Source organism: Paenibacillus sp. J31TS4, assembly GCF_018403265.1.
GTDB lineage: Bacteria > Bacillota > Bacilli > Paenibacillales > NBRC-103111 > J31TS4.
Map to the genome: position 1 here is coordinate 900,631 of NZ_BOSI01000001.1, position 18,174 is coordinate 918,804.

Annotated in this window: 17 protein-coding genes; 9 read left to right on the forward strand and 8 right to left on the reverse strand. The window is 59.8% G+C overall.

Annotation, left to right across the window (positions count from 1 at the left end; all coding sequences use genetic code 11):
* Window positions 1-95: 95 nt before the first annotated feature.
* Window positions 96-305: a Z-ring formation inhibitor MciZ gene (gene mciZ, locus KJS47_RS04110; protein ID WP_213523009.1), complete on the forward strand. Its 210-nt coding sequence runs from the start codon at window positions 96-98 to the stop codon at window positions 303-305.
* On the opposite strand, the gene wsfD is transcribed toward mciZ, so the two are convergent.
* From wsfD to KJS47_RS04125, 3 genes are all read right to left on the reverse strand, one after another.
* The gene (gene wsfD, locus KJS47_RS04115; protein WP_213523011.1) at window positions 289-1,734 is read right to left on the reverse strand and encodes a glycan biosynthesis hexose transferase WsfD; all 1,446 of its coding nucleotides are present in this window, start codon (window positions 1,732-1,734) and stop codon (window positions 289-291) included. The genes mciZ and wsfD overlap by 17 nt on opposite strands.
* 114 nt (window positions 1,735-1,848) lie before the next feature.
* On the reverse strand, window positions 1,849-2,400 hold the full coding sequence (locus KJS47_RS04120; RefSeq protein ID WP_213523013.1) for a GNAT family N-acetyltransferase: 552 nt from the start codon (window positions 2,398-2,400) through the stop codon (window positions 1,849-1,851).
* A gap of 213 nt (window positions 2,401-2,613) precedes the next feature.
* Window positions 2,614-3,753, reverse strand: coding sequence for a M20/M25/M40 family metallo-hydrolase (locus KJS47_RS04125; RefSeq protein ID WP_213523015.1), 1,140 nt, complete (start codon window positions 3,751-3,753; stop codon window positions 2,614-2,616).
* An 87-nt stretch (window positions 3,754-3,840) separates the two neighbouring features.
* Here KJS47_RS04125 and prli42 point away from each other — a divergent pair, with 87 nt between their 5' ends.
* Window positions 3,841-3,942 (forward strand): stressosome-associated protein Prli42, encoded by a 102-nt coding sequence (gene prli42, locus KJS47_RS04130; protein ID WP_213523017.1) that lies wholly within the window; start codon window positions 3,841-3,843, stop codon window positions 3,940-3,942.
* Between the two features lie 47 nt (window positions 3,943-3,989).
* On the opposite strand, the gene KJS47_RS04135 is transcribed toward prli42, so the two are convergent.
* The 4 genes from KJS47_RS04135 to lpdA form a co-directional block, all read right to left on the reverse strand.
* Window positions 3,990-5,363: a dihydrolipoamide acetyltransferase family protein gene (locus tag KJS47_RS04135; protein ID WP_213523018.1), complete on the reverse strand. Its 1,374-nt coding sequence runs from the start codon at window positions 5,361-5,363 to the stop codon at window positions 3,990-3,992.
* Window positions 5,364-5,465: 102 nt separating this feature from the next.
* Window positions 5,466-6,449 (reverse strand): alpha-ketoacid dehydrogenase subunit beta, encoded by a 984-nt coding sequence (locus KJS47_RS04140; RefSeq protein ID WP_213523020.1) that lies wholly within the window; start codon window positions 6,447-6,449, stop codon window positions 5,466-5,468.
* A gap of 3 nt (window positions 6,450-6,452) precedes the next feature.
* Window positions 6,453-7,466 carry a thiamine pyrophosphate-dependent dehydrogenase E1 component subunit alpha gene (locus tag KJS47_RS04145; protein WP_213523022.1) on the reverse strand — a complete coding sequence of 338 codons (1,014 nt, stop codon included), beginning with the start codon at window positions 7,464-7,466 and terminating at the stop codon, window positions 6,453-6,455.
* A 292-nt stretch (window positions 7,467-7,758) separates the two neighbouring features.
* On the reverse strand, window positions 7,759-9,180 hold the full coding sequence (lpdA, locus tag KJS47_RS04150) for a dihydrolipoyl dehydrogenase (protein ID WP_213523024.1): 1,422 nt from the start codon (window positions 9,178-9,180) through the stop codon (window positions 7,759-7,761).
* A gap of 209 nt (window positions 9,181-9,389) precedes the next feature.
* Here lpdA and KJS47_RS04155 point away from each other — a divergent pair, with 209 nt between their 5' ends.
* Window positions 9,390-9,656, forward strand: a complete 267-nt coding sequence (locus KJS47_RS04155) for a DUF2627 domain-containing protein (RefSeq protein WP_213523026.1) — start codon at window positions 9,390-9,392, stop codon at window positions 9,654-9,656.
* A 119-nt stretch (window positions 9,657-9,775) separates the two neighbouring features.
* The gene (locus KJS47_RS04160) at window positions 9,776-10,210 is read left to right on the forward strand and encodes a universal stress protein (protein ID WP_213523028.1); all 435 of its coding nucleotides are present in this window, start codon (window positions 9,776-9,778) and stop codon (window positions 10,208-10,210) included.
* 94 nt (window positions 10,211-10,304) lie between these two features.
* Here KJS47_RS04160 and KJS47_RS04165 read toward each other — a convergent pair whose 3' ends face one another.
* The gene (locus KJS47_RS04165) at window positions 10,305-11,138 is read right to left on the reverse strand and encodes a helix-turn-helix transcriptional regulator (RefSeq protein WP_213523030.1); all 834 of its coding nucleotides are present in this window, start codon (window positions 11,136-11,138) and stop codon (window positions 10,305-10,307) included.
* Between the two features lie 238 nt (window positions 11,139-11,376).
* On the opposite strand from KJS47_RS04165, the gene KJS47_RS04170 reads away from it, so the two are divergent.
* The 5 genes from KJS47_RS04170 to KJS47_RS04190 all read left to right on the forward strand — a co-directional run bounded on the left by KJS47_RS04170 (window position 11,377) and on the right by KJS47_RS04190 (window position 18,146).
* On the forward strand, window positions 11,377-12,681 hold the full coding sequence (locus tag KJS47_RS04170; RefSeq protein ID WP_213523032.1) for a Gfo/Idh/MocA family oxidoreductase: 1,305 nt from the start codon (window positions 11,377-11,379) through the stop codon (window positions 12,679-12,681).
* 12 nt (window positions 12,682-12,693) lie between these two features.
* Window positions 12,694-14,202: a tagaturonate epimerase family protein gene (locus KJS47_RS04175; RefSeq protein WP_213523034.1), complete on the forward strand. Its 1,509-nt coding sequence runs from the start codon at window positions 12,694-12,696 to the stop codon at window positions 14,200-14,202.
* A gap of 33 nt (window positions 14,203-14,235) precedes the next feature.
* Window positions 14,236-15,531: a glucuronate isomerase gene (locus KJS47_RS04180; protein ID WP_213523035.1), complete on the forward strand. Its 1,296-nt coding sequence runs from the start codon at window positions 14,236-14,238 to the stop codon at window positions 15,529-15,531.
* 209 nt (window positions 15,532-15,740) lie between these two features.
* Window positions 15,741-16,511 carry an IclR family transcriptional regulator gene (locus tag KJS47_RS04185; RefSeq protein ID WP_213523036.1) on the forward strand — a complete coding sequence of 257 codons (771 nt, stop codon included), beginning with the start codon at window positions 15,741-15,743 and terminating at the stop codon, window positions 16,509-16,511.
* A gap of 183 nt (window positions 16,512-16,694) precedes the next feature.
* Window positions 16,695-18,146, forward strand: coding sequence for an ABC transporter substrate-binding protein (locus KJS47_RS04190; RefSeq protein ID WP_249716094.1), 1,452 nt, complete (start codon window positions 16,695-16,697; stop codon window positions 18,144-18,146).
* Window positions 18,147-18,174 lie beyond the last annotated feature (28 nt).

Below are 18,174 nucleotides of genomic sequence, written 5' to 3' on the forward strand. Positions count from 1 at the left end.
GCCCTGCGATTTGTCCCCGACAGGTATATCTTGTCCCATCTCTCCATATGTTGAAGAAACGAACGATTTCATCCGAGCTAGGGGGACTTCCTACTATGAAAAGTTATTACGCACCTGACCGTCTTCGTCTCGTCGGCAAGGCATGGGAAGTGAAAGCCATGCTGGGCCGTCTCGTCGACCGTACCGACGCTAAGACTGCCACGCTTGCCGGCCTGCTTGCCCGAGTCGACAGCGGGGCGCCGCGCCATGCCGCCCATCGGGAGTCTCGCGGCGGCCACCGGTCGAAGGTCATCCCTTTCCGGTAAGCGCCCGGATTCTTTTGGTCCGCAGCCCGTTCGCATAGACGGCCCAGACTACCGCCGCGACAACCATCATGTCGAAGCAGACATTGAATTGAAACAAGTGCTTGGCCAGATCGGCCTCTCCGTCGCCGATGAGAGGCACCATGTAATTCAACAGGCCGATGACTGGCAGGAGCAGCAGCAGCTCAAGTCGGAACCGGCCCCGTTCATCCCGGGTTCTCCTGTACCAGCTGGCCCATACAATCAGATAGGCCAGGAGAAACGCGATCAAGCCGGGAAGCGAGTGCGGCAATACGGATTGCTTGAAAGAACTCCATAGCGTAAAGAAATGCGATAGAGCGCCGGGAGGCTTGCCCTCGGTTTTTTCGTAGTTGCCGAGATACGACGGCTTGATCGCAAAGGCGTTGTCCGCCGCCGCCTCGAGCTTGGACCAGAAACGGGCCGGATGCTTGAGATAAAAGAGCCCTACCCGAGCATGGCTGATCTTCTCGTTCAGCACTTGCTCGAAGGCCGGATCCTTGATGTCGATCGGCAGATCCGGAATAAAGTAATTCGTATTCTTCAGCACCGCCCACTCCTCGGGCAGGCCCAGCTCCTTCAGATCCTTCTCCGGCGTCGGAGAATCCTTGAGGATGCCGTAGAAGACCGTCTGGTATTTGTTGATGATCTTGATGCTCGGGTCGATCGACAGGTAAATGATCCCCGCCGTCAAAGCCAGCAGCACTGAGCCGGCGACGACGGTACGCCGCCAGGCCCGGTCGCTGTGCATCCGCCACAGCCGCAGGCCGGTCAGGAGCAGAAAGATGCCGATCGGCGCGTTCTGCACCTTGGCGCCCGTCACGAAAATAGCCGCCACGTAAAACAAGACGAGCCAGCCGACCGAAGCCCGTTCCCTTGCCGCCAGCAAGAGGCCAAGGCCGAAGGTCAGGAGCAGGAACAGCAGGGATACGGGCTCACCGAACAAGGAATTGAAATACGCGAGATACCCCCCGTCCGCGAACACGACCACGAGCACGGCCGCAACTATCCAGCTGGTCGCGGCGAATTCAGTCCGGCAGGCGCGGACGATCAGATAGAAGGCGGCTCCGAGGAGCAGCGTGTACAGAGCGGCCAGGAAGCGAATGTCAAAGTAGTTCGGATCCATCAGGACGTTCAGCAGCCCCGCCAGCTTGACGAGCAGCACCTGGGAGGAGACGTAGCCGCCCAGCGCCGTCAGCACGTTCCCCGTGATCTGGTAGTCGCTTGTGAAATAGCTGAAATATTTGTCCGCATACTCCTGGGTTATGTAAGACAAGCCGGCCGAGCCCATGATGCGTTCGAAATCTCCGTTGTTGGCCATGCCGACGAGCGGCTTCACCATAAGAAGCCAAATGGCGATGATGACGGCAGCCGCTGCCGCCGCCGTCTCCGCGCATAACAGCTTGCGCAGCATGTACGATTCATCCTCTCCTATATCCTATAGCCGAAAATATGTGGCCTCCCCATTGTGCCGGTCGGATTTCCGAGCGGCCTGTCCGATGTCTGACGATGGAGCGCCGGCGGCCGATCATCCTGGGAAGACCGATTCGAATTCTTCTCTCGTCATGCCGAACAGCAGCTGGTCATGATACTGTCCGTTCGCATACAGCATGCGGCGCTGTCTGCCTTCTACCGCGAACCTCAGCTTCTCATGCAGCCGGATGGACCGTTTGTTGAAGGAATAGACGATAGCGTTTGCCTTCTGGTAATTCAATTCAAAAAAGTAATACGCGAAGACGAGCTTGATCATCTCGCGCGCATAGCCTCTTCCCCAATACTCCCGATCCACGGCCAGGCCATAGCGGAACGTGCCGGAGCGGGGATCGCACGAAAAAGTGAGGATAGAGCCAACCGGTGTGCCCTCTCGATTCTCCGCCATCCACCGGAAATTGTCATGCTCTCCCCGCGCGGCATGCTTCTCGATCAGCTGCCGGACGCTGTCCCGGGACTGCGGAAAAGCGATGCGGTCAAAGTGCTGCGACATCTCGTCGTCCAGCCCCCACCGATAAAGCGTGTCGGCATCTTGGGGCTCCAGTGCCCGAAGACGGATGGAATCCCCTTGCCAGATGCTGTACTGCATAATGGTTCTCTCCTTCCAATCGACAACCTGTTCCCGTCCAATGCGGGCTTTACCATTGTAGCAAGCGGCTCCTTTTGTTGGCAAACTTCGCTGGAATTGTTCCCTTCCCGCAGGCGCTCGACCGGAACGAAGCAAGCCCGGCAGGCTCGCGCCGCCGGGCTTGCAGTTGATAGACATTGTGAGACGGTTCAAGGCGTGTTCGGGAAGCCGCTTCTACGCCGTGCGGCCTTCCGCCACTTCGCCGATGATGGCCAGCACGAGCTCGGCCAGGCTGACCAGCTCGGCAACCTCGATCTGCTCCTTCGTCGTATGGATGTGCTCGTAGCCAACCGCCAGGTTGACGGTCGGAATGCCCATTCCGTTAAAAATGTTGGCGTCGCTGCCGCCGCCGGTATGGAACGTGCCGGGCGTCTTGCCAATCTTGCGTGCCGCCTCCATTGCCAGTCGCACGACCGGAGCGCTCTCGTCAAACTTGAACGACGGGTACACGATGACACTGGAGAAATCGACCGAGCCGCCCATATCCGCGGCCGCCGACTCGCAAGCCTGCTGCATCGCCGCCAGCTGCTTCTCCAGCTTCTCCATCACGAGGCTGCGGGCCTCCGCGACGAGCTGCGCCTGCTCGCAGACGATATTGGTCGGGCCGCCGCCCGAGAAGCTGCCGATGTTCGCCGTCGTCTCGAAGTCGATCCGGCCGAGCGGCATGCGGGACACCGCCTTGCTGGCGATCGTGATGGCGCTGACGCCGTCTTCCGGATTGACGCCGGCATGCGCGGATTTGCCAGTGAAGGTCATATGAATTTTGGACTGGGCGGGCGCCGCGACGGCAATCGTGCCGACCTTGCCGTTCGAATCAAGTGCGTAGCCGAAGTCCGCTTCCATCCATTTTGGATCCATGGCGCGCGCGCCGGCGAGACCCGATTCTTCGCCCGCCGTGATGACGAACTGGATGCGGCCGTGCTTCGCGCCTGTCTCCTTGAGCACCCGAATGACCTCCAGCATCGCGGCGATCCCCGCCTTGTCGTCGCTGCCGAGGATGGTGGTGCCGTCGCTTCGGATGAAGCCGTCGGCGTCGATGCGGGGCCGGATGCCCTTGCCCGGCGTGACGGTGTCCATGTGGGAAGTGAAGAAGAGCACCGGCGCTTCTTCGGCGCCGGGCGTCGCTTCGAGATTGCAGATCAGGTTGCCCGCCCCGTGCCCGGAGCGCTCCTTGGAATCGTCCTCGACGACGCTCAGGCCGAGCGCGCCGAACTGCTCTGTCAATACTTTGCTGATATCCTCTTCATGCTTCGTTTCGCTGTCCACCTGCACCAGTTCCATGAACTGCCGGACCAGCCGCTCTTTTTGGATCATCGGACTTCCTCCCAATGGTTACTTACGTTACAATAAGATAAGGCTCGGCCTGTCATCCCCTACATTCGAGGAGTGGAAACCCAAAAAATGAGAAACGCGAATAAATGGTTCCGTGTGGTCGTGTTCGTCATGCTGTTCAGCATGGTGATCTCCACGCTGTTGTTCAGCTTCAGCTTCCTGTTTCAATAAGCCGATCCCGTCGCCGGGACCGGCTTTTCTTATGTTTGGGCCACACCTCAATACAGCTTCGTATCCGGGGTGTAGCTTTCGAGATTTTCCTTGATCCGCTGGAGGAACCGGCCGCAAATGACGCCGTCCAGAATCCGGTGATCCAGCGACAGGCACAGATTCACCATCGAACGGACGGCGATCATGTCTTGGATGACGACCGGCTTTTTCACGATCGATTCGAACGTCAGGATGGCCGCCTGCGGATAGTTGATGATCGGATAGGACAGAATCGAGCCGAACGAGCCTGTGTTGTTCACGGTAAACGTACCGCCCTGCAGATCGTTCAGCGTCAGCTTGCCCGCTCTTGCCCGCTTCGTCAAATCGTCGATCTCGTGGGCGAGCCCGGCGATATTTTTCTGGTCCGCGTTCTTGATGACGGGCGTGACCACCATATCCTCCGTCCCGACGGCGAGAGACAGATTGATGTCGCGCTTGACGATAATCTTGTCGACCGCCCAGACCGAGTTCAGAATCGGGTAGTCCTTGATCGCATTCACGACCGCCTTGAGCAGGAAGGCGAGGTAAGTCAGATTGATGCCTTCCTTGCGCATGAATTCTTCTTTCCACTTGTTGCGCAGCACGACGAGATTCGTCACGTCGACCTCGATCATCGTCCAAGCGTGCGGAATCTCGGACACACTCTGGCGCATCCGGCTGGCGATGGTGTTGCGGATCGGGCTCACGTCCAGGAGATATTCTCCTCGGCTCGCCTTCTCCTCCTCCAGCTCGACCCAGGAAATCGGCGGATCCTGCGTCAAATGGAGCCCCGTCGAGCGGACGGGAGCGAGAGCCTTGTCGTCCCGTTCGCCCGCGACCGGAGCGGCAGGGACTTGTGGCGCCTGCGCGGACGGCAGGGCAGCTGGAGCCGCACTGACGGATGCGGTTTTGTGCGCCCCGCTTTCGATATGCGCCAAGACGTCTTTGCGCGTAATCCGTCCGCCCAGCCCGGTTCCCCGGATGCGGCTCAGATCAAGCTGATGCTCCTGCGCCAGCTTGAGCACGGCGGGAGAATACCTTGCCCGCATGCCACCTTCGGCTTCTGCCTCTTGTGAAGCTTCTCCGTTTCCGGCCGTCTGCGCCGCATCCCCGCCGGCATGCGCTCCTGCCTCTGCGGCCGCCGATGCGGGCACCGCTATGTAACAAATCACTTCTCCAACCTCAGCCGTCTTGTTCTCGCCGACGACGATCCGGGTCAAGGTGCCTTCTATGGGAGACGGCATCTCCACGTTCACCTTGTCGGTCATCAGCTCGCACAGGACGTCGTACTGCTCGATATAGTCGCCGGGCTGCTTCAGCCACTTGCCCACCGTCGCGGAGACAAGCGTCTCCGCCAGGTGGGGCACCGTGACGGCTGTCTCGATCCCGTTTGCTTCGTTCATCGTTCGTCCTCCTATCGGGTGTATCTGCCGGTCCGGCTTTGGGCCGATACGCGGCTCTCCGGGACTCCCTTCGCCAGTGTGCCTCGATGGCTGGGAGCCGGCCTACAGCTCGGCCAGCCGCCTCATCGCTTCCTTGGCTTTTTCCGGATTGATCAGGAACGCCTTCTCCAGAATCGGACTCATGCCCACGGCCGGCACATCCTCACCGCACAGCCGCATGATCGGGGCGTCCAGCTCGAAGAACAGCTCCTCAGAGATAATCGCCGACACTTCGGCGCCTACTCCGCCCGTCTTGTTGTCCTCATGAACGATCAGCACCTTGCCTGTCTTGGCGGCGGCCTCCAGAATCGCTTCCTTGTCGAGAGGCTGCAGCGTCCGGAGGTCCAGCACATGCGCACTGATGCCTTCCTTGGCCGCCAATTCCTCCGCCGCTTTGAGGACATGATGAACCGTCATCCCGTATGAAATGACCGTGATGTCGGTACCTTCGCGAACGACGGAGGCTTTGCCGATCGGGACGGTATAATCGTCGTCCGGCACCTCGCCGGAGATCATCAGGTAGCATTTTTTGTGCTCCAGGAAGAGGACCGGGTCCCCTCCCCGTACGGCCGCTTTCATGAGGCCCTTGGCGTCATACGGCGTGGAGGGCGCGACCAGCACGAGACCCGGCGTTCCGAAAAAGACCGATTCGGGACATTGCGAGTGGTAGAGCGCTCCCCCGCCCGTCGCCCCGTAAGGAGCGCGGATGACGACCGGGCAGTCCCAATCGCCGTTCGAGCGGTAGCGGATTTTGGCCGCCTCGCTGATGATCTGGTTCGTCGCCGGGAAGATGAAATCGGCGAACTGCATCTCGGCGATCGGGCGCATGCCGTACATCGCCGCACCGATCGCGACGCCCGCGATGGCCGATTCGGCCAGAGGCGTGTCGAGCACCCGCTCCTCGCCGAACTGGTCCCGCAGGTGCTTGGTCGCATTGTTGACCCCGCCCTTGCCGACGTCCTCGCCGAGCACGAACACATTCTCGTCGCGGCGCATTTCCTCCTCCATCGCGGAGCGGATTGCTTCTAAATATGTGATAACCGCCAACGCTTAGTCCTCCCTTCCCGGCTGCGCATAGACGTGCCGGAACAGGTCCTCCGGCTGCGCATGGGGCGCCGCTTCCGCATACTGCGTCGCGTCGTTGATTTCTATCTTGAGCTGCTGCTCCAGCTCCGCTTCCTTCGCATCGTCCCATATGCCGCAGTCGATCAAATATTGACGGAACCTCGGCAGCCCGTCCTTGCTCCGGTTCTCCTCAACTTCTTCCTTTGTCCGGTACAGCATATCGTCGTCCGCTGTGGAGTGGGGCGAGACGCGGTACATCATCGCCTCGATCAGGGTAGGGCCTTCGCCCCGCACCGCTCTCTCCCGCGCTTCCTTCACGACGCGGTAAACCTCGAGCGGATCGTTCCCGTCCACCCTAACGCCCGGGAAGCCGTAGCCCGCCGCGCGGTCCACGATCCGGCCGGCCACCTGCTTGTGAAGCGGAACGGAGATGGCGTACTGGTTGTTCTCGCACATAAGGATGACCGGCAGCTTGTGCACGCCCGCAAAATTGCAGCCCTCGTGAAAATCCCCCTGGTTGCTGGAGCCTTCTCCGAAGGTGGCGAACGATACGAAGTCCTTGCGCTTCATCTTGGCGGCAAGCGCGAAACCGACCGCGTGAGGCACCTGCGTCGTCACGGGACTCGAGCCGGTGACGATCCGCAGCTTCTTGTGGCCAAAATGGCCCGGCATCTGCCGTCCCCCGCTGTTCGGATCCTCGGCCTTGGCGAATACGGACAGCATCAATTCCCGCATCGTCATGCCGACGCTGAGGACGAAGCCGTAATCGCGGTAATAGGGGAGGTAGTAGTCCTTCTCGCGGTCAAGCGCAAATGCCGCACCGACCTGGGCAGCCTCCTGGCCGATCCCCGACACGTGGAAGGCGATCTTCCCGCTTCGCTGCAGCACCAGACCGCGCTCGTCGAATTTGCGCGCTCTCAGCATCATCGAATACATCTCCACCGCTTCCCGATCGGTCAGCCCCAGCGAACGATGTTTCGTCATTTGTCCGACAGACATGGAGTCCCTCCTTCATTATGGACCGCCGCGTCCGGGCAGTGACAACGAGGAACCTCCCCCGCTCCCGGACACCGTCTCCTTAAAGCTGCAGAGTCGCCTCTGCAGCCGATTTAATTCAGCTCTGACAGCCATCAGCCTCGCAAAACCGCACCTCCGCCGAATGGACGGGGATCTGTCTGTTCGGCCGGCTGTCTCTACTAGCATACGCCTTGTTGCCGTAATTTAATACCTGGTCCTAATACTTGCTCCCGTCTATCATACCACAGCGTCTGTCTTCTGAACAGTCGTCCGCTTAGATTCCGATCGCCCGGCCCTGTACGGCGAGCATCGCCTCGGCCAGCGCCTCCGACAAGGTCGGGTGCGGGGCGACCGCTTGTCCAATCTCCCACGGTGTCGCATCGAGCAGCTGGGCGAGTCCCGCCTCCGCAATCAGATCGGTCACATGGGGACCGATCATATGGACACCGAGCACGTCGCCCGTCCGCTCGTCGGCGACCACCTTGACGAAGCCCTCCGCCTCTCCTTGCACGAGCGCTTTGCCGATCGCCGTGAACGGCACCTTGCCGACGCGGACCGCGTGGCCGCGCTCCCGTGCCTCCTGCTCGGTCCAGCCTACGCTCGCCGCTTCGGGCCGGCTGTAGATGCAGCGCGGAATCCGGTGCGCCTCGTGCCGTACCGGCTCGCCGCCAGCCAGATGCTCCACGGCCGCCAGTCCCTCATGGCTGGCGGCATGGGCGAGCTGCACGCCGCCGATGACGTCCCCGATCGCGTAGATGTGCGATTCGGCAGTCTGAAAATGCTCGTTAACCTGAATGAACCCGCCCTCTATGGCGATGTTCGTATTCTCGAGTCCCAGGTTCTCGACATTGCCTCGTCTGCCGACGGAGACGAGCAGCTTGTCCGCCTCCAGCGCTATAAGTCCGTCCTTGCCCTCCGCCTCGATCTTGACGGAGCCGTCGCCGCGCTCAAGCGTGTCCGGAAGCACCTTGGCCGACGTGTGAATCGTCACGCCCCTCTTCCGGAGCTGCTTCTCCAATTCGCGCGACACCTCCTCATCCTCCAGCGGCAGGAGACGCGGCTCATATTCGACCAGCGTAACGGCCACGCCAAAGTCGCTCAGCATCGAAGCCCATTCCACACCGATAACGCCGCCTCCGACGATCAGCATGGAGCCCGGCAGCGTCTCCAGACGCAGCGCGTCGTCGCTCGTCAGCACTGTCTCCCCGTCCGCTTCAAGGCCCGGCAGGAGGCGCGGCCGCGAGCCGGTCGCGATAATGAGGTGCCTCGGCACCAGCGTCTCGGACTCCCCATCCTCGAATTCGACGGCGACCGAGCCGCTACGTGGCGAGAAGATCGACGGACCGATGACCCGTCCGCTGCCCCGGTAGACGTCAATCTTGTTTTTCTTCATCAAATATTCGACACCCCGGTGGAGCTGGTCGACGATCCCCTGCTTGCGCGACTGGACACGCGCAAAATCAACGGCCACCGACTCGGTTACGATGCCGAACGTCTCGCTGTTTTTCATCTGGGCGAGCAGCTCCGCGCTTCTCAGCAGCGCTTTGCTCGGAATGCAGCCCTTGTGCAGGCAGGTCCCGCCGAGCTTCTCCTTCTCGACGATCGCGGTCGCCAGACCGAGCTGGGCCGCTCGGATGGCGGCTACGTAGCCTCCCGTTCCTCCTCCGAGTATGACGACATCATATGGTTTGCTCATAAGCGAATAGTCCCTCCAACGTTAACTTCCCGGCGCTCCGGGTTCTGGTCAGCTATGTAAGCGGCGGCTCACGGTCCGCCTCGGCTTTGTCCTCTATTGTACTCTTCCTTTTTACACGAAATATAGGGGGGATTGCAAATTAGACATGCCTCCCGTTTGGGAGTATGATGGAAGGTGAACGACTCGCATGCGAGAAAGAGGAATCGAACATGAACAGCACGCTTTCGCGCTTCGCCGCCGCTATCCTGCTCGTCATCCCCGGCATCGCCGCTACCTATGGCTTTCTGGCCATGAAGGACGCATTCTTCGCCCAGTTCGGCCATCCCGAGGACGACCCGCATTTTCTCTGGGGCAAATTCCTGCTGGGTCTGGTCCTGTTCGCGGCCGGCGTCTGGTTTATCGGCGGATGGATCTTCTTCCGGGACCGGAAGCGCAATTACGTGGCACCCAGGTTTAAAAAGAAGAAAAAGCGGTGATCGCCGCCGCTTCGCTCTCCTGTGACAAATGTCACCGTTTCCCCTGCCTATTCCGGGTAAACTGGAAGCGAACGGTACGGGATCGTACTGCACAATTTCTATTGTTGAGGTGAGGACCTATGCTGTTTACCAACATTCTCGTCGCTTTCGACGGCTCCGAACCGTCCAGCAAAGCATTGGACAAAGCGATCGCCTTCTGCCGCGAAGACGCATCGGTCAAGCTCCACGTCCTGCACATCATGAACCTGCGCACGATGATTATCGGAGAAGCGATGATTACCCCGCCGGCCAACTATGAGGCCGATCTAATGAAGGAAGCTGAGGAAATCGCCGAGGAAGCGAACCGGAGAACGGCCGGTCTGCCGAATGCGCAAGCTGCCGTCGTTTACCAGGGACCGCCCGCCAAGACGATTCTGGAATACGCCAAGGAACAGGGCTGCGACCTGATCGTCATCGGCAACCGCGGCCATAGCGGCTTCACCGAGATGATGCTCGGAAGCGTCAGCCACAACGTCGCCCAGCATTCGCCCATTCCGGTCCTTATTGTTAAGTAAGTAAAAAGCGAATCGCCCGCCGGCCCAGCCCGCGGACGATTCGCTTTTTTATTCCGCCGCCACGTTCGACGGAACACTGGCTGGCGCTTCGATACTATTCGCCGATCGACGGCTGTCCGCTCCTGGCGGTCTTGCGGTACGCCATCGGCGTCTGCTGCAGCAGCTGCTTGAAGACCCGTCCGAAGTGCGCAATCGACTCGAAGCCAACCTCCTCGGCAATCGCCGTGATTCGCTCGTCCGTATCGAGCAGGAGCCGCTGGGCTTCCTTGATCCTCACGCTGTTCAAGTATTCGACGAAGGAAAAGCCCGTCACCTGTTTAAACGTCCGGCTCAAGTAGTAAGGACTAATGAAGTGCGTCTCCGCCAGCTCGGTCAGCGTAACCGGCGAGCGGTAATGCTCGTTGAGATAGGCGACGATCTCGTAAATCTTCTTGTGCAGAGGGCTCGCATAGGAAACCTCCTCCTCCTGGTCCGGCTGCATCGCCCTCCCCGAGAGGATGAGCAGCTGGGCGAGCAGCGCCCGAAGATACGTATCGGAATCCGCGCCGCGGCTCCTCTGCTCCTCGAGCATCGCCTGCAGGATGGCCTCGGTCCGGCGTTGCCCTTCCGCCGTCAGCTGGATGCGCTTGGTTGCGCTTCGGAAGGGCGACAGGAGGCTGGGATCGCGAAATCCCTCCAGGAATTCGTCGTCGAAGTGCACCAGAATGCGTTCGTGATCGGTGACCGGTCCGCTGTCCGCCGTCTTGTGCAGATCGTACTTGTCGATGAAGACGAGCCCTCCGGCCTGCACCGGGTACGTGCGGTCCTTGATAAAATAATGCCGCTCTCCCGCAGCCAGATAGTAGATTTCATAATAGTCGTGAAAGTGGTGCATCGCCATCGTGAAAGGCGATTTGCGTGCCACCCGCTCGATCGAAAAGCCCTTCATGCGCGTGCCTCCTTTCCCGCCATTATAAAGCAATTCTTGCGGGAAAGAACAGCAATATTTGTCAATATATTCGGAGATTTGCGCAAAGAATGAATAGTTTATGTTCTTTTCTTGCGCTACTATTGCGGATATGGAAGACAAATTCATGCAACTACCTGCTTCGGCCAGCTTCTCCCCGTGCTCTTGCCGGGCCTGGAAGAGCATGGCGAGCGAGCGGTAGGAGAAGGAGATGGCACGCATGGCACGTACCCGATACGCCCTGGTGGGAACCGGAGGACGGGCGGAATTTTTCTATGGAGCTCTGGCAAGCGAGTTTCGCGAGACGTCCGAGCTGGTCGCGTTCTGCGATCTGAACGGTACGCGGCTTGCCTATGCGAACCGCCTGCTGACGGAGAAGTACGATCACCCCTCCATTCCCGTCTATCCGGCCGAGGCGTTCGATCGGATGATCGAGGAGCAGAAGCCGGACGCGGTAATCGTGACGTCGATCGACCGGACCCATCATACGTACATCATCCGCGCAATGGAGCTCGGCTGCGACGTCGTCTCCGAGAAGCCGATGACCGTCGACGAAGAGAAGTGCCGGGACATTCTGGACGCCATCCAGCGGACCGGCCGCAAGCTGCGCGTCACGTTCAACTACCGGTACGCCCCGCACAACACCAAGATCCGCGAGCTGATCCGGGACGGTGCGGTCGGCGACGTGCTGTCCGTCCACTTCGAATGGCTGCTGAACACGAAGCACGGAGCGGATTACTTCCGCAGATGGCACCGCGACAAGCGCAACAGCGGCGGCCTGCTCGTGCACAAGTCGACGCACCACTTCGATCTCGTCAATTTTTGGCTCGGCTCTCAGCCGGAGACGGTGTTCGCGATGGGGGGCCTCATGTTCTACGGCCGGGACAACGCCGAGAAGCGCGGCGTCACGCAGTTCTACCAGAGAGCCCATGGGAACGAAGCGGCGAGGAACGATCCGTTCGCCCTGCATCTCGAAGACAACCCGCATTTGAAAGCGCTCTATCTGGACGCCGAGAAAGACGACGGCTACCAGCGCGACCAGAGCGTCTTTGGAGACGGCATCAGCATTGAGGATACGCTCGGGGTCATGGTCCGTTACCGGAGCAAGGCGATCCTTACCTATTCGCTGAACGCCTATCTGCCCTGGGAAGGCTACAATGTCGTTTTCAACGGGACGAAGGGGCGGCTCGAGGTCAATGTCGTTGAGCAGCCATATGTCAATTCCGGCGGCGACAAAGCGCAGGAGGGCGCCCTGAAGTCCAAGCGGATTACCGTACATCCGATGTTCGCCGAACCCTATTCGGTCGCCATTGAGGAACGCCCGGGCGGCCACGGCGGCGGCGACCCGGTCCTGCTGAACGATCTGTTCGGCATACCGGAGCCCGATCCGCTGAACCGCGCCGCCTCCCATATCGACGGCGCTCTGTCGATCCTGACCGGCATCGCCGGCAACCGTTCGCTGCAGACCGGCCAGCCGGTCCGGATCCGCGACCTGGTCGTCTTGCCCGAACGCACAGCCCCTTAAGGAGGAATTCCGATGAGCGAATGGATGACACTAGTTCAAACGATAGACGGTCCAGACAGCGCGGCGCAAGCCGCCGCGCGCCTGGAGGAAGAGGGCCGGAGATTGTATCCGCAGTCGTATGCAGAGCATGAGGGTACCCGCCTTTTGATGGTGCAGGATGCAGACGTCAAACGGATTGCCGTTTGGGGCGACGGCCCCCTCTACGACGAGCTCGACGGGGAAGAGCGGGACGGGGTCAAGCTGTGCCCGCTCACCCATCTGAACCGGCTCGTGCTGAACAAGTATCTGGCCTATACCGCTCCCCGCGCCTTCGGCACCGAGGTGGCGACGATCGGCCTAGGCGACCGGCTGGGTCTCGCTTCGCCCGGTCATATCCAAACGGTGAGAGGCCGCGGCATCCTGCCAATCCTGGCGCAGCAGAGCATCCGCGAGCTGAATTTGACGGGACGCGATTACAAGCAGGTGCTTGACGCCGCCTGCTTCGCGGCTTTTCAGGAAGGCTACCGGGACGGCTTCGGCGCGGACGGCGACCATCTGAAGGTCGAGCGGGATATCGAGATGGCGCTAGACCTGGGCTTCACGATGCTGACCCTGGACTGCTCCGAGAAGATCGACAACACGATCGTAGACAAGACCGCCGAGGAACGGGAGGCGCTGTACGGCATTCTGCCGGCTCCTGTCCGCGAGCATTACGAATCGGCATACCTGGACCGGACGTTCCGGGTGGGACCGCACGCGATTGCGTTCGACCGCGGCCGCCTCATCGAATATGTTCTCGTGTACGGAGAAGCCATCGTGTTCATGAAGCACATTTACGACCGCTACATCGCCACCTCTTCCCGCCCGATCGACTTCGAGATCTCGATCGACGAGACGCTGACGCCGACCGATCCGGCCGCCCATTATCTGGTGGCGAGCGAGCTCTACCGGCAGGATGTGCGCATCTACAGCATGGCCCCCCGCTTCTGCGGCGAGTTCCAGAAGGGCATCGACTATATCGGCGATATCGCCAAGTTCGAGGAGGAGCTGCAGGTGCATGCAGCTATCGCCGACCACTTCAGCTACAAGCTCAGCATCCATTCGGGCAGTGACAAGTTTAGCGTCTTCCCTCTCATCGCAAAGCATACGAACGGCCGGTTCCATGTGAAGACGGCCGGCACCAACTGGCTCGAGGCGGTCCGTACGGTGGCGCGGGTCAATCCCGGACTGTACAGGAGAATGCATCAATACGCGCTGGATCATTATGAGGAGGCGCTCGCCTACTACCACGTGACGACCGACTGGAATGCCATCCGGCCGCTGGCCGAGACGAGCGACGAAGAGCTCCCGTCCTACATGGACGAGAACAACGCGCGTCAGCTCATTCACATCACGTACGGAATCTTGCTGAATGCAAAGGACGAACAAGGAAACAGCCGGTTCCGGGACGAATTCTATCAGACGTTGACCGATCAGGAAGATGCGTACGACCTAGCCCTTCGCCGCCACATCGGCAAACATCTCGACCTGCTCGGCAAATAGGCAAATAATTAAGGCAAAGGAGAGCCGAAAACCATGACCATTCTTTCGGAAGACCAGCTGCGGCAGGTGATTGAAGACGCCGTCCAGCGGCAGCCCGTAACCGACATGCACACCCATCTCTACTCCCCGAATTTCGGCGATATACTGCTGTGGGGCGTTGACGAGCTGCTCACCTACCATTACCTCGTCGCCGAGGTTATGCGGTGGAGCGACATCCAGACAGCGGACTTCTGGAAACTGAGCAAGCAGGAGCAGGCCGAGCTCATCTGGCAAAAGCTGTTCCTCGAGCACTCTCCGATCAGCGAGGCGTGCCGCGGGGTGCTGACCAGTCTCCAAGGCTTGGGCGCAGACCTGTCGACCCGCGATCTGGCCTCGTATCGGGAGGCGATCGACCAGGCTAGCGACAATGCGGCGCAGGTCCGCCGGGTGCTCGAGCTGGCGAACGTCGATCATGTCGTCATGACGAACGATCCGTTCGACGACAAGGAACGGCCGATCTGGCTGAACGGCACCAAGCCGGATGCGAACTTCCACGCGGCGCTGCGCATTGATCCGCTGCTGAACGATTATGCGAACAGCAAGCATCGGCTGCGCGAGTGGGGGTACGACGTATCGGACGAGTGGGACGACCGCTCGGCCGCGGAAGTGACGCGGTTCCTGACCGACTGGATCGAACGGATGGATCCCGTCTACATGGCCGTCTCCCTCCCTCCGACGTTCGCCTTCCCCGAGGAGTCGGACCGCGGGCGGATTATCCGCGACTGCATCCTGCCCGTCTCACGCAAGACCGGCATTCCGTTCGCCATGATGATCGGCGTCAAAAAGCGCGTCCACCCCGAGCTTCGCGACGCCGGCGACTACCTGGCCAAGGCCAGCATGGAGCCGCTGGAGCACCTGCTCTCCACGTATCCCGACAACAAGTTCATCGTAACGATGCTGTCCCGGGAGAACCAGCACGAGCTGGCGGTACTCGGGCGCAAATTCCGCAATCTGCTCATTTTCGGCTGCTGGTGGTTCCTGAACAATCCGATCATCATCAACGAGATGACGCGGATGCGCTTCGAGCTGCTGGGGCTGAGCGTCGTGCCGCAGCATTCCGACGCCCGGGTTCTGGACCAGCTCATCTACAAGTGGAAGCACTCCAAGGAGCTGATCGCGGGCATCCTGTTCGACAAATACGCCGACGTCCTCCGCACCGGCTGGCCGCTGGATGCCGCCGAAATCCGCCGGGACGTCGCGGATCTGTTCCGCAACAACTTTTGGCGGTTCGTGGGCCGCGAGAACATGGTCCGCTACGACGACGAACCGGCTCCAAGCGCCGCTCTTTAGCGGAGGAGACGCGGGTAGTTGGATGTAAACTTCAGAAAAGAAGCAGCCCCAAGGCTGCTTCTTTTCGCATGTCCACATAAGCACATCCGGCAGCCTTGTAGCCGGCGCTGGACATTGTTCCCCTCCCGCGTTACACTGATTTCCATCAGCGAAAAGTTTTCCCATATATGAATTTAACGGCATTTACGAAGAGGAAGGAAGTGGTAATTATGACCAACCCGCCTGCCAAAGTGAAATCCGCAGACCGCGTGCTCGATATTCTGGAGCTGTTCGGCGGTGCCGCCGAAAGCTATACGCTGACGGAAATCGCCAAGCTGCTAGAGATGCCTCCGAGCAGCACGTACCAAATTCTCCGGAACTTGCTCATCCGGGGTTATCTGGAGACCGACAAGTCGGAGAAGTCGTTCCGCCTCGGCTACAAGCTGTTTGAGATCCGCGCACGGTACATGAAAGGCACATCGCTCGCGGCCGAATTCTACCGGGTGACCGACAAGGTCGTAGAGGATCTGAACGAGACGGTGTTTCTAGGCATCAAAGGCGGAGACCGGCTGATCTACGTTGCGGAGAAGCAAATCTCCCAGCCGCTTCGGTTCGGCAGCCATCTCGGCACCTCGCTCCCTCTCTACGCGACCGCCTCCGGCAAAATTTTGCTCTGCAACTACACCGACGAGGAGATCCGCGCCATGTACCCGAGCGGCATTCTCGAAACCTTCACGCCGAATACGCTTTCGTCCGTAGACCGGCTGCTTGAGCAGCTCCGGGAAGTTCGCGAAACCGGGCTCGGGTACAATTACGGCGAGACAGTCGACGGCGTGCAGTGCATCGGCGGACCGATCTACGATGCGGAAGGCCGGATCGTCGCTTCCATCAGCATCTCGATTCCGGTCATTCGGGTCACCCCTGCCATCTGGGAAAAGGCCGAGCATTGGGTCCAGACAACGTGCAGGGAGCTCAGCTACAAAGTATTCGTCCAGCAGTAATTTTCTGTATGTGAAATTTATTTTTGTTTATAAATTATTGTTGCATTCCTTCCCTGGAATGATGTACCATAAACTCAAAATCAGCACAGAGCCTTTCGACCGGTCTGCATAGCAGCACTTCCAGGTTGAAAGGCTCTGTGCTCGTTTGCTCTTATCCCATTCCAGTTTGAAAGGGAGATAGCCATGAAACCGTTTGTGAAACCGCTTGCATGTTTGACAATGGCCGGCTTGCTCGCTTCCTTCGCCGCCGGCTGTACCGGGACCGACTCGGATCCCCCCGCGCCGGCCGGAGCCGAAGGGTCCGCGAATGTGTATCCCGAGAATGGATTGCCGAAGGATCAGAAGGTGACGCTCACCTTCGCCTTTTGGGAGAACGGCTACGGCCGGGAGTGGATTGATTTTGCCATCGAGCAGTTCACCAAGAAATACCCCAACGTGAAGTTCGACGTCACGTATTCCCCCAAAATCAACAGCATCATCAGCACTAGGATTGCCGCAAACAATGACGCCGACATGTTCGACATCGTCTCCCCGTCGTTCTCCGGCGGAGATACCGAGAGAGTGACGCTGATCAACAGTGGCAAGTTCGAATCGCTGGAGGACTTGTGGGACCGGGAGGTGCCGGACACGCCGGGCAAGAAGCTGAAGGACCTTGTGCTCGACGGCCTCTACACAACTCATAAGCGGTTCGACGGACAGACCTACAACCTCCCGATGGGCGGCTATACATCCGGTCTATTCTTCGACAAGACGTTTTTCGAGAAGAACGGCTGGAACCAGAACCCGCAGACCTGGGACGAATTTCAGAAGCTGATGGAGGATATCAAGAGCAAAGGCATCGTCCCGATCACCTTTCCGGGCATCTACCCGACGTATATCAACTACGCCTTCTCCACCAAGCCGTTCGAGCTCGCGGAGATCAACGGCACACTTGACAAGTTCATGGCCGATTACCGGTCGTACACCATGCCGCAATATCTGGCGCCCGAGTCGGTCGAGTCCTGGAACCGGCTTTACGAGCTCGGCAAGAAAGGCTACTTCCCCGAAGGCGTCGCCGCCCTCACGCACACCCAGTCGCAGATGCAGATGCTCCAGCACAAGGCGGCCATGGTCTCGACCGGGGATTGGGTCCAGAACGAGATGAAGGACTCCATTCCGGACGGATTCAAATGGGGCTTCATGGTCATTCCGTTCGGCACGAAGCCCGAGCAGACCAAGTGGATCCTGAACGGCACAAGTTCCGGCTCCATGATGATCTGGAAGAACCGGCCCGAGCTGAACAAAAAATGGGCGAAGGAATTCAATCTCTGGCTGTTCACCAACGATGTCCAGACGTTCATCGCCGAGCACGCCGGCATCTTCCCGATCCGCAAAGATTTTGCGGATGATCCCGCCCGTCTGGCCAAGGTGCAGGAAGCACCCAAAGCGGTCATGGATTACGCCAAGGCGAACAAGACGCGTTATGAGTCGACCATCCGGGATGTGACGCTCACCCATCCGTCGCTTGCCCAGGCGACCAAGACGCTTAACGAAGCCATAACCGCCATCGCAACCGGCAAAAAGGATCCCAAGCCCATCCTGGAGCAGGTGGAGAAATTGACCAAGGAAGCCGTGGACGCTCAGGCGAAGAAGTGAAGCTTTCTTCACCAGCCCTCCCCCGCTT

Bases quoted from the DNA above. Each gene is read 5' to 3' on its own strand.
- mciZ (WP_213523009.1), top strand. From the start codon at position 96: ATGAAAAGTTATTACGCACCTGACCGTCTTCGTCTCGTCGGCAAGGCA.
- wsfD (WP_213523011.1), bottom strand. From the start codon at position 1,734: ATGCTGCGCAAGCTGTTATGCGCGGAGACGGCGGCGGCAGCGGCTGCC.
- KJS47_RS04120 (WP_213523013.1), bottom strand. From the start codon at position 2,400: ATGCAGTACAGCATCTGGCAAGGGGATTCCATCCGTCTTCGGGCACTG.
- KJS47_RS04125 (WP_213523015.1), bottom strand. From the start codon at position 3,753: ATGATCCAAAAAGAGCGGCTGGTCCGGCAGTTCATGGAACTGGTGCAG.
- prli42 (WP_213523017.1), top strand. From the start codon at position 3,841: ATGAGAAACGCGAATAAATGGTTCCGTGTGGTCGTGTTCGTCATGCTG.
- KJS47_RS04135 (WP_213523018.1), bottom strand. From the start codon at position 5,363: ATGAACGAAGCAAACGGGATCGAGACAGCCGTCACGGTGCCCCACCTG.
- KJS47_RS04145 (WP_213523022.1), bottom strand. From the start codon at position 7,466: ATGTCTGTCGGACAAATGACGAAACATCGTTCGCTGGGGCTGACCGAT.
- lpdA (WP_213523024.1), bottom strand. From the start codon at position 9,180: ATGAGCAAACCATATGATGTCGTCATACTCGGAGGAGGAACGGGAGGC.
- KJS47_RS04155 (WP_213523026.1), top strand. From the start codon at position 9,390: ATGAACAGCACGCTTTCGCGCTTCGCCGCCGCTATCCTGCTCGTCATC.
- KJS47_RS04160 (WP_213523028.1), top strand. From the start codon at position 9,776: ATGCTGTTTACCAACATTCTCGTCGCTTTCGACGGCTCCGAACCGTCC.
- KJS47_RS04165 (WP_213523030.1), bottom strand. From the start codon at position 11,138: ATGAAGGGCTTTTCGATCGAGCGGGTGGCACGCAAATCGCCTTTCACG.
- KJS47_RS04170 (WP_213523032.1), top strand. From the start codon at position 11,377: ATGGCACGTACCCGATACGCCCTGGTGGGAACCGGAGGACGGGCGGAA.
- KJS47_RS04175 (WP_213523034.1), top strand. From the start codon at position 12,694: ATGAGCGAATGGATGACACTAGTTCAAACGATAGACGGTCCAGACAGC.
- KJS47_RS04180 (WP_213523035.1), top strand. From the start codon at position 14,236: ATGACCATTCTTTCGGAAGACCAGCTGCGGCAGGTGATTGAAGACGCC.
- KJS47_RS04185 (WP_213523036.1), top strand. From the start codon at position 15,741: ATGACCAACCCGCCTGCCAAAGTGAAATCCGCAGACCGCGTGCTCGAT.
- KJS47_RS04190 (WP_249716094.1), top strand. From the start codon at position 16,695: ATGAAACCGTTTGTGAAACCGCTTGCATGTTTGACAATGGCCGGCTTG.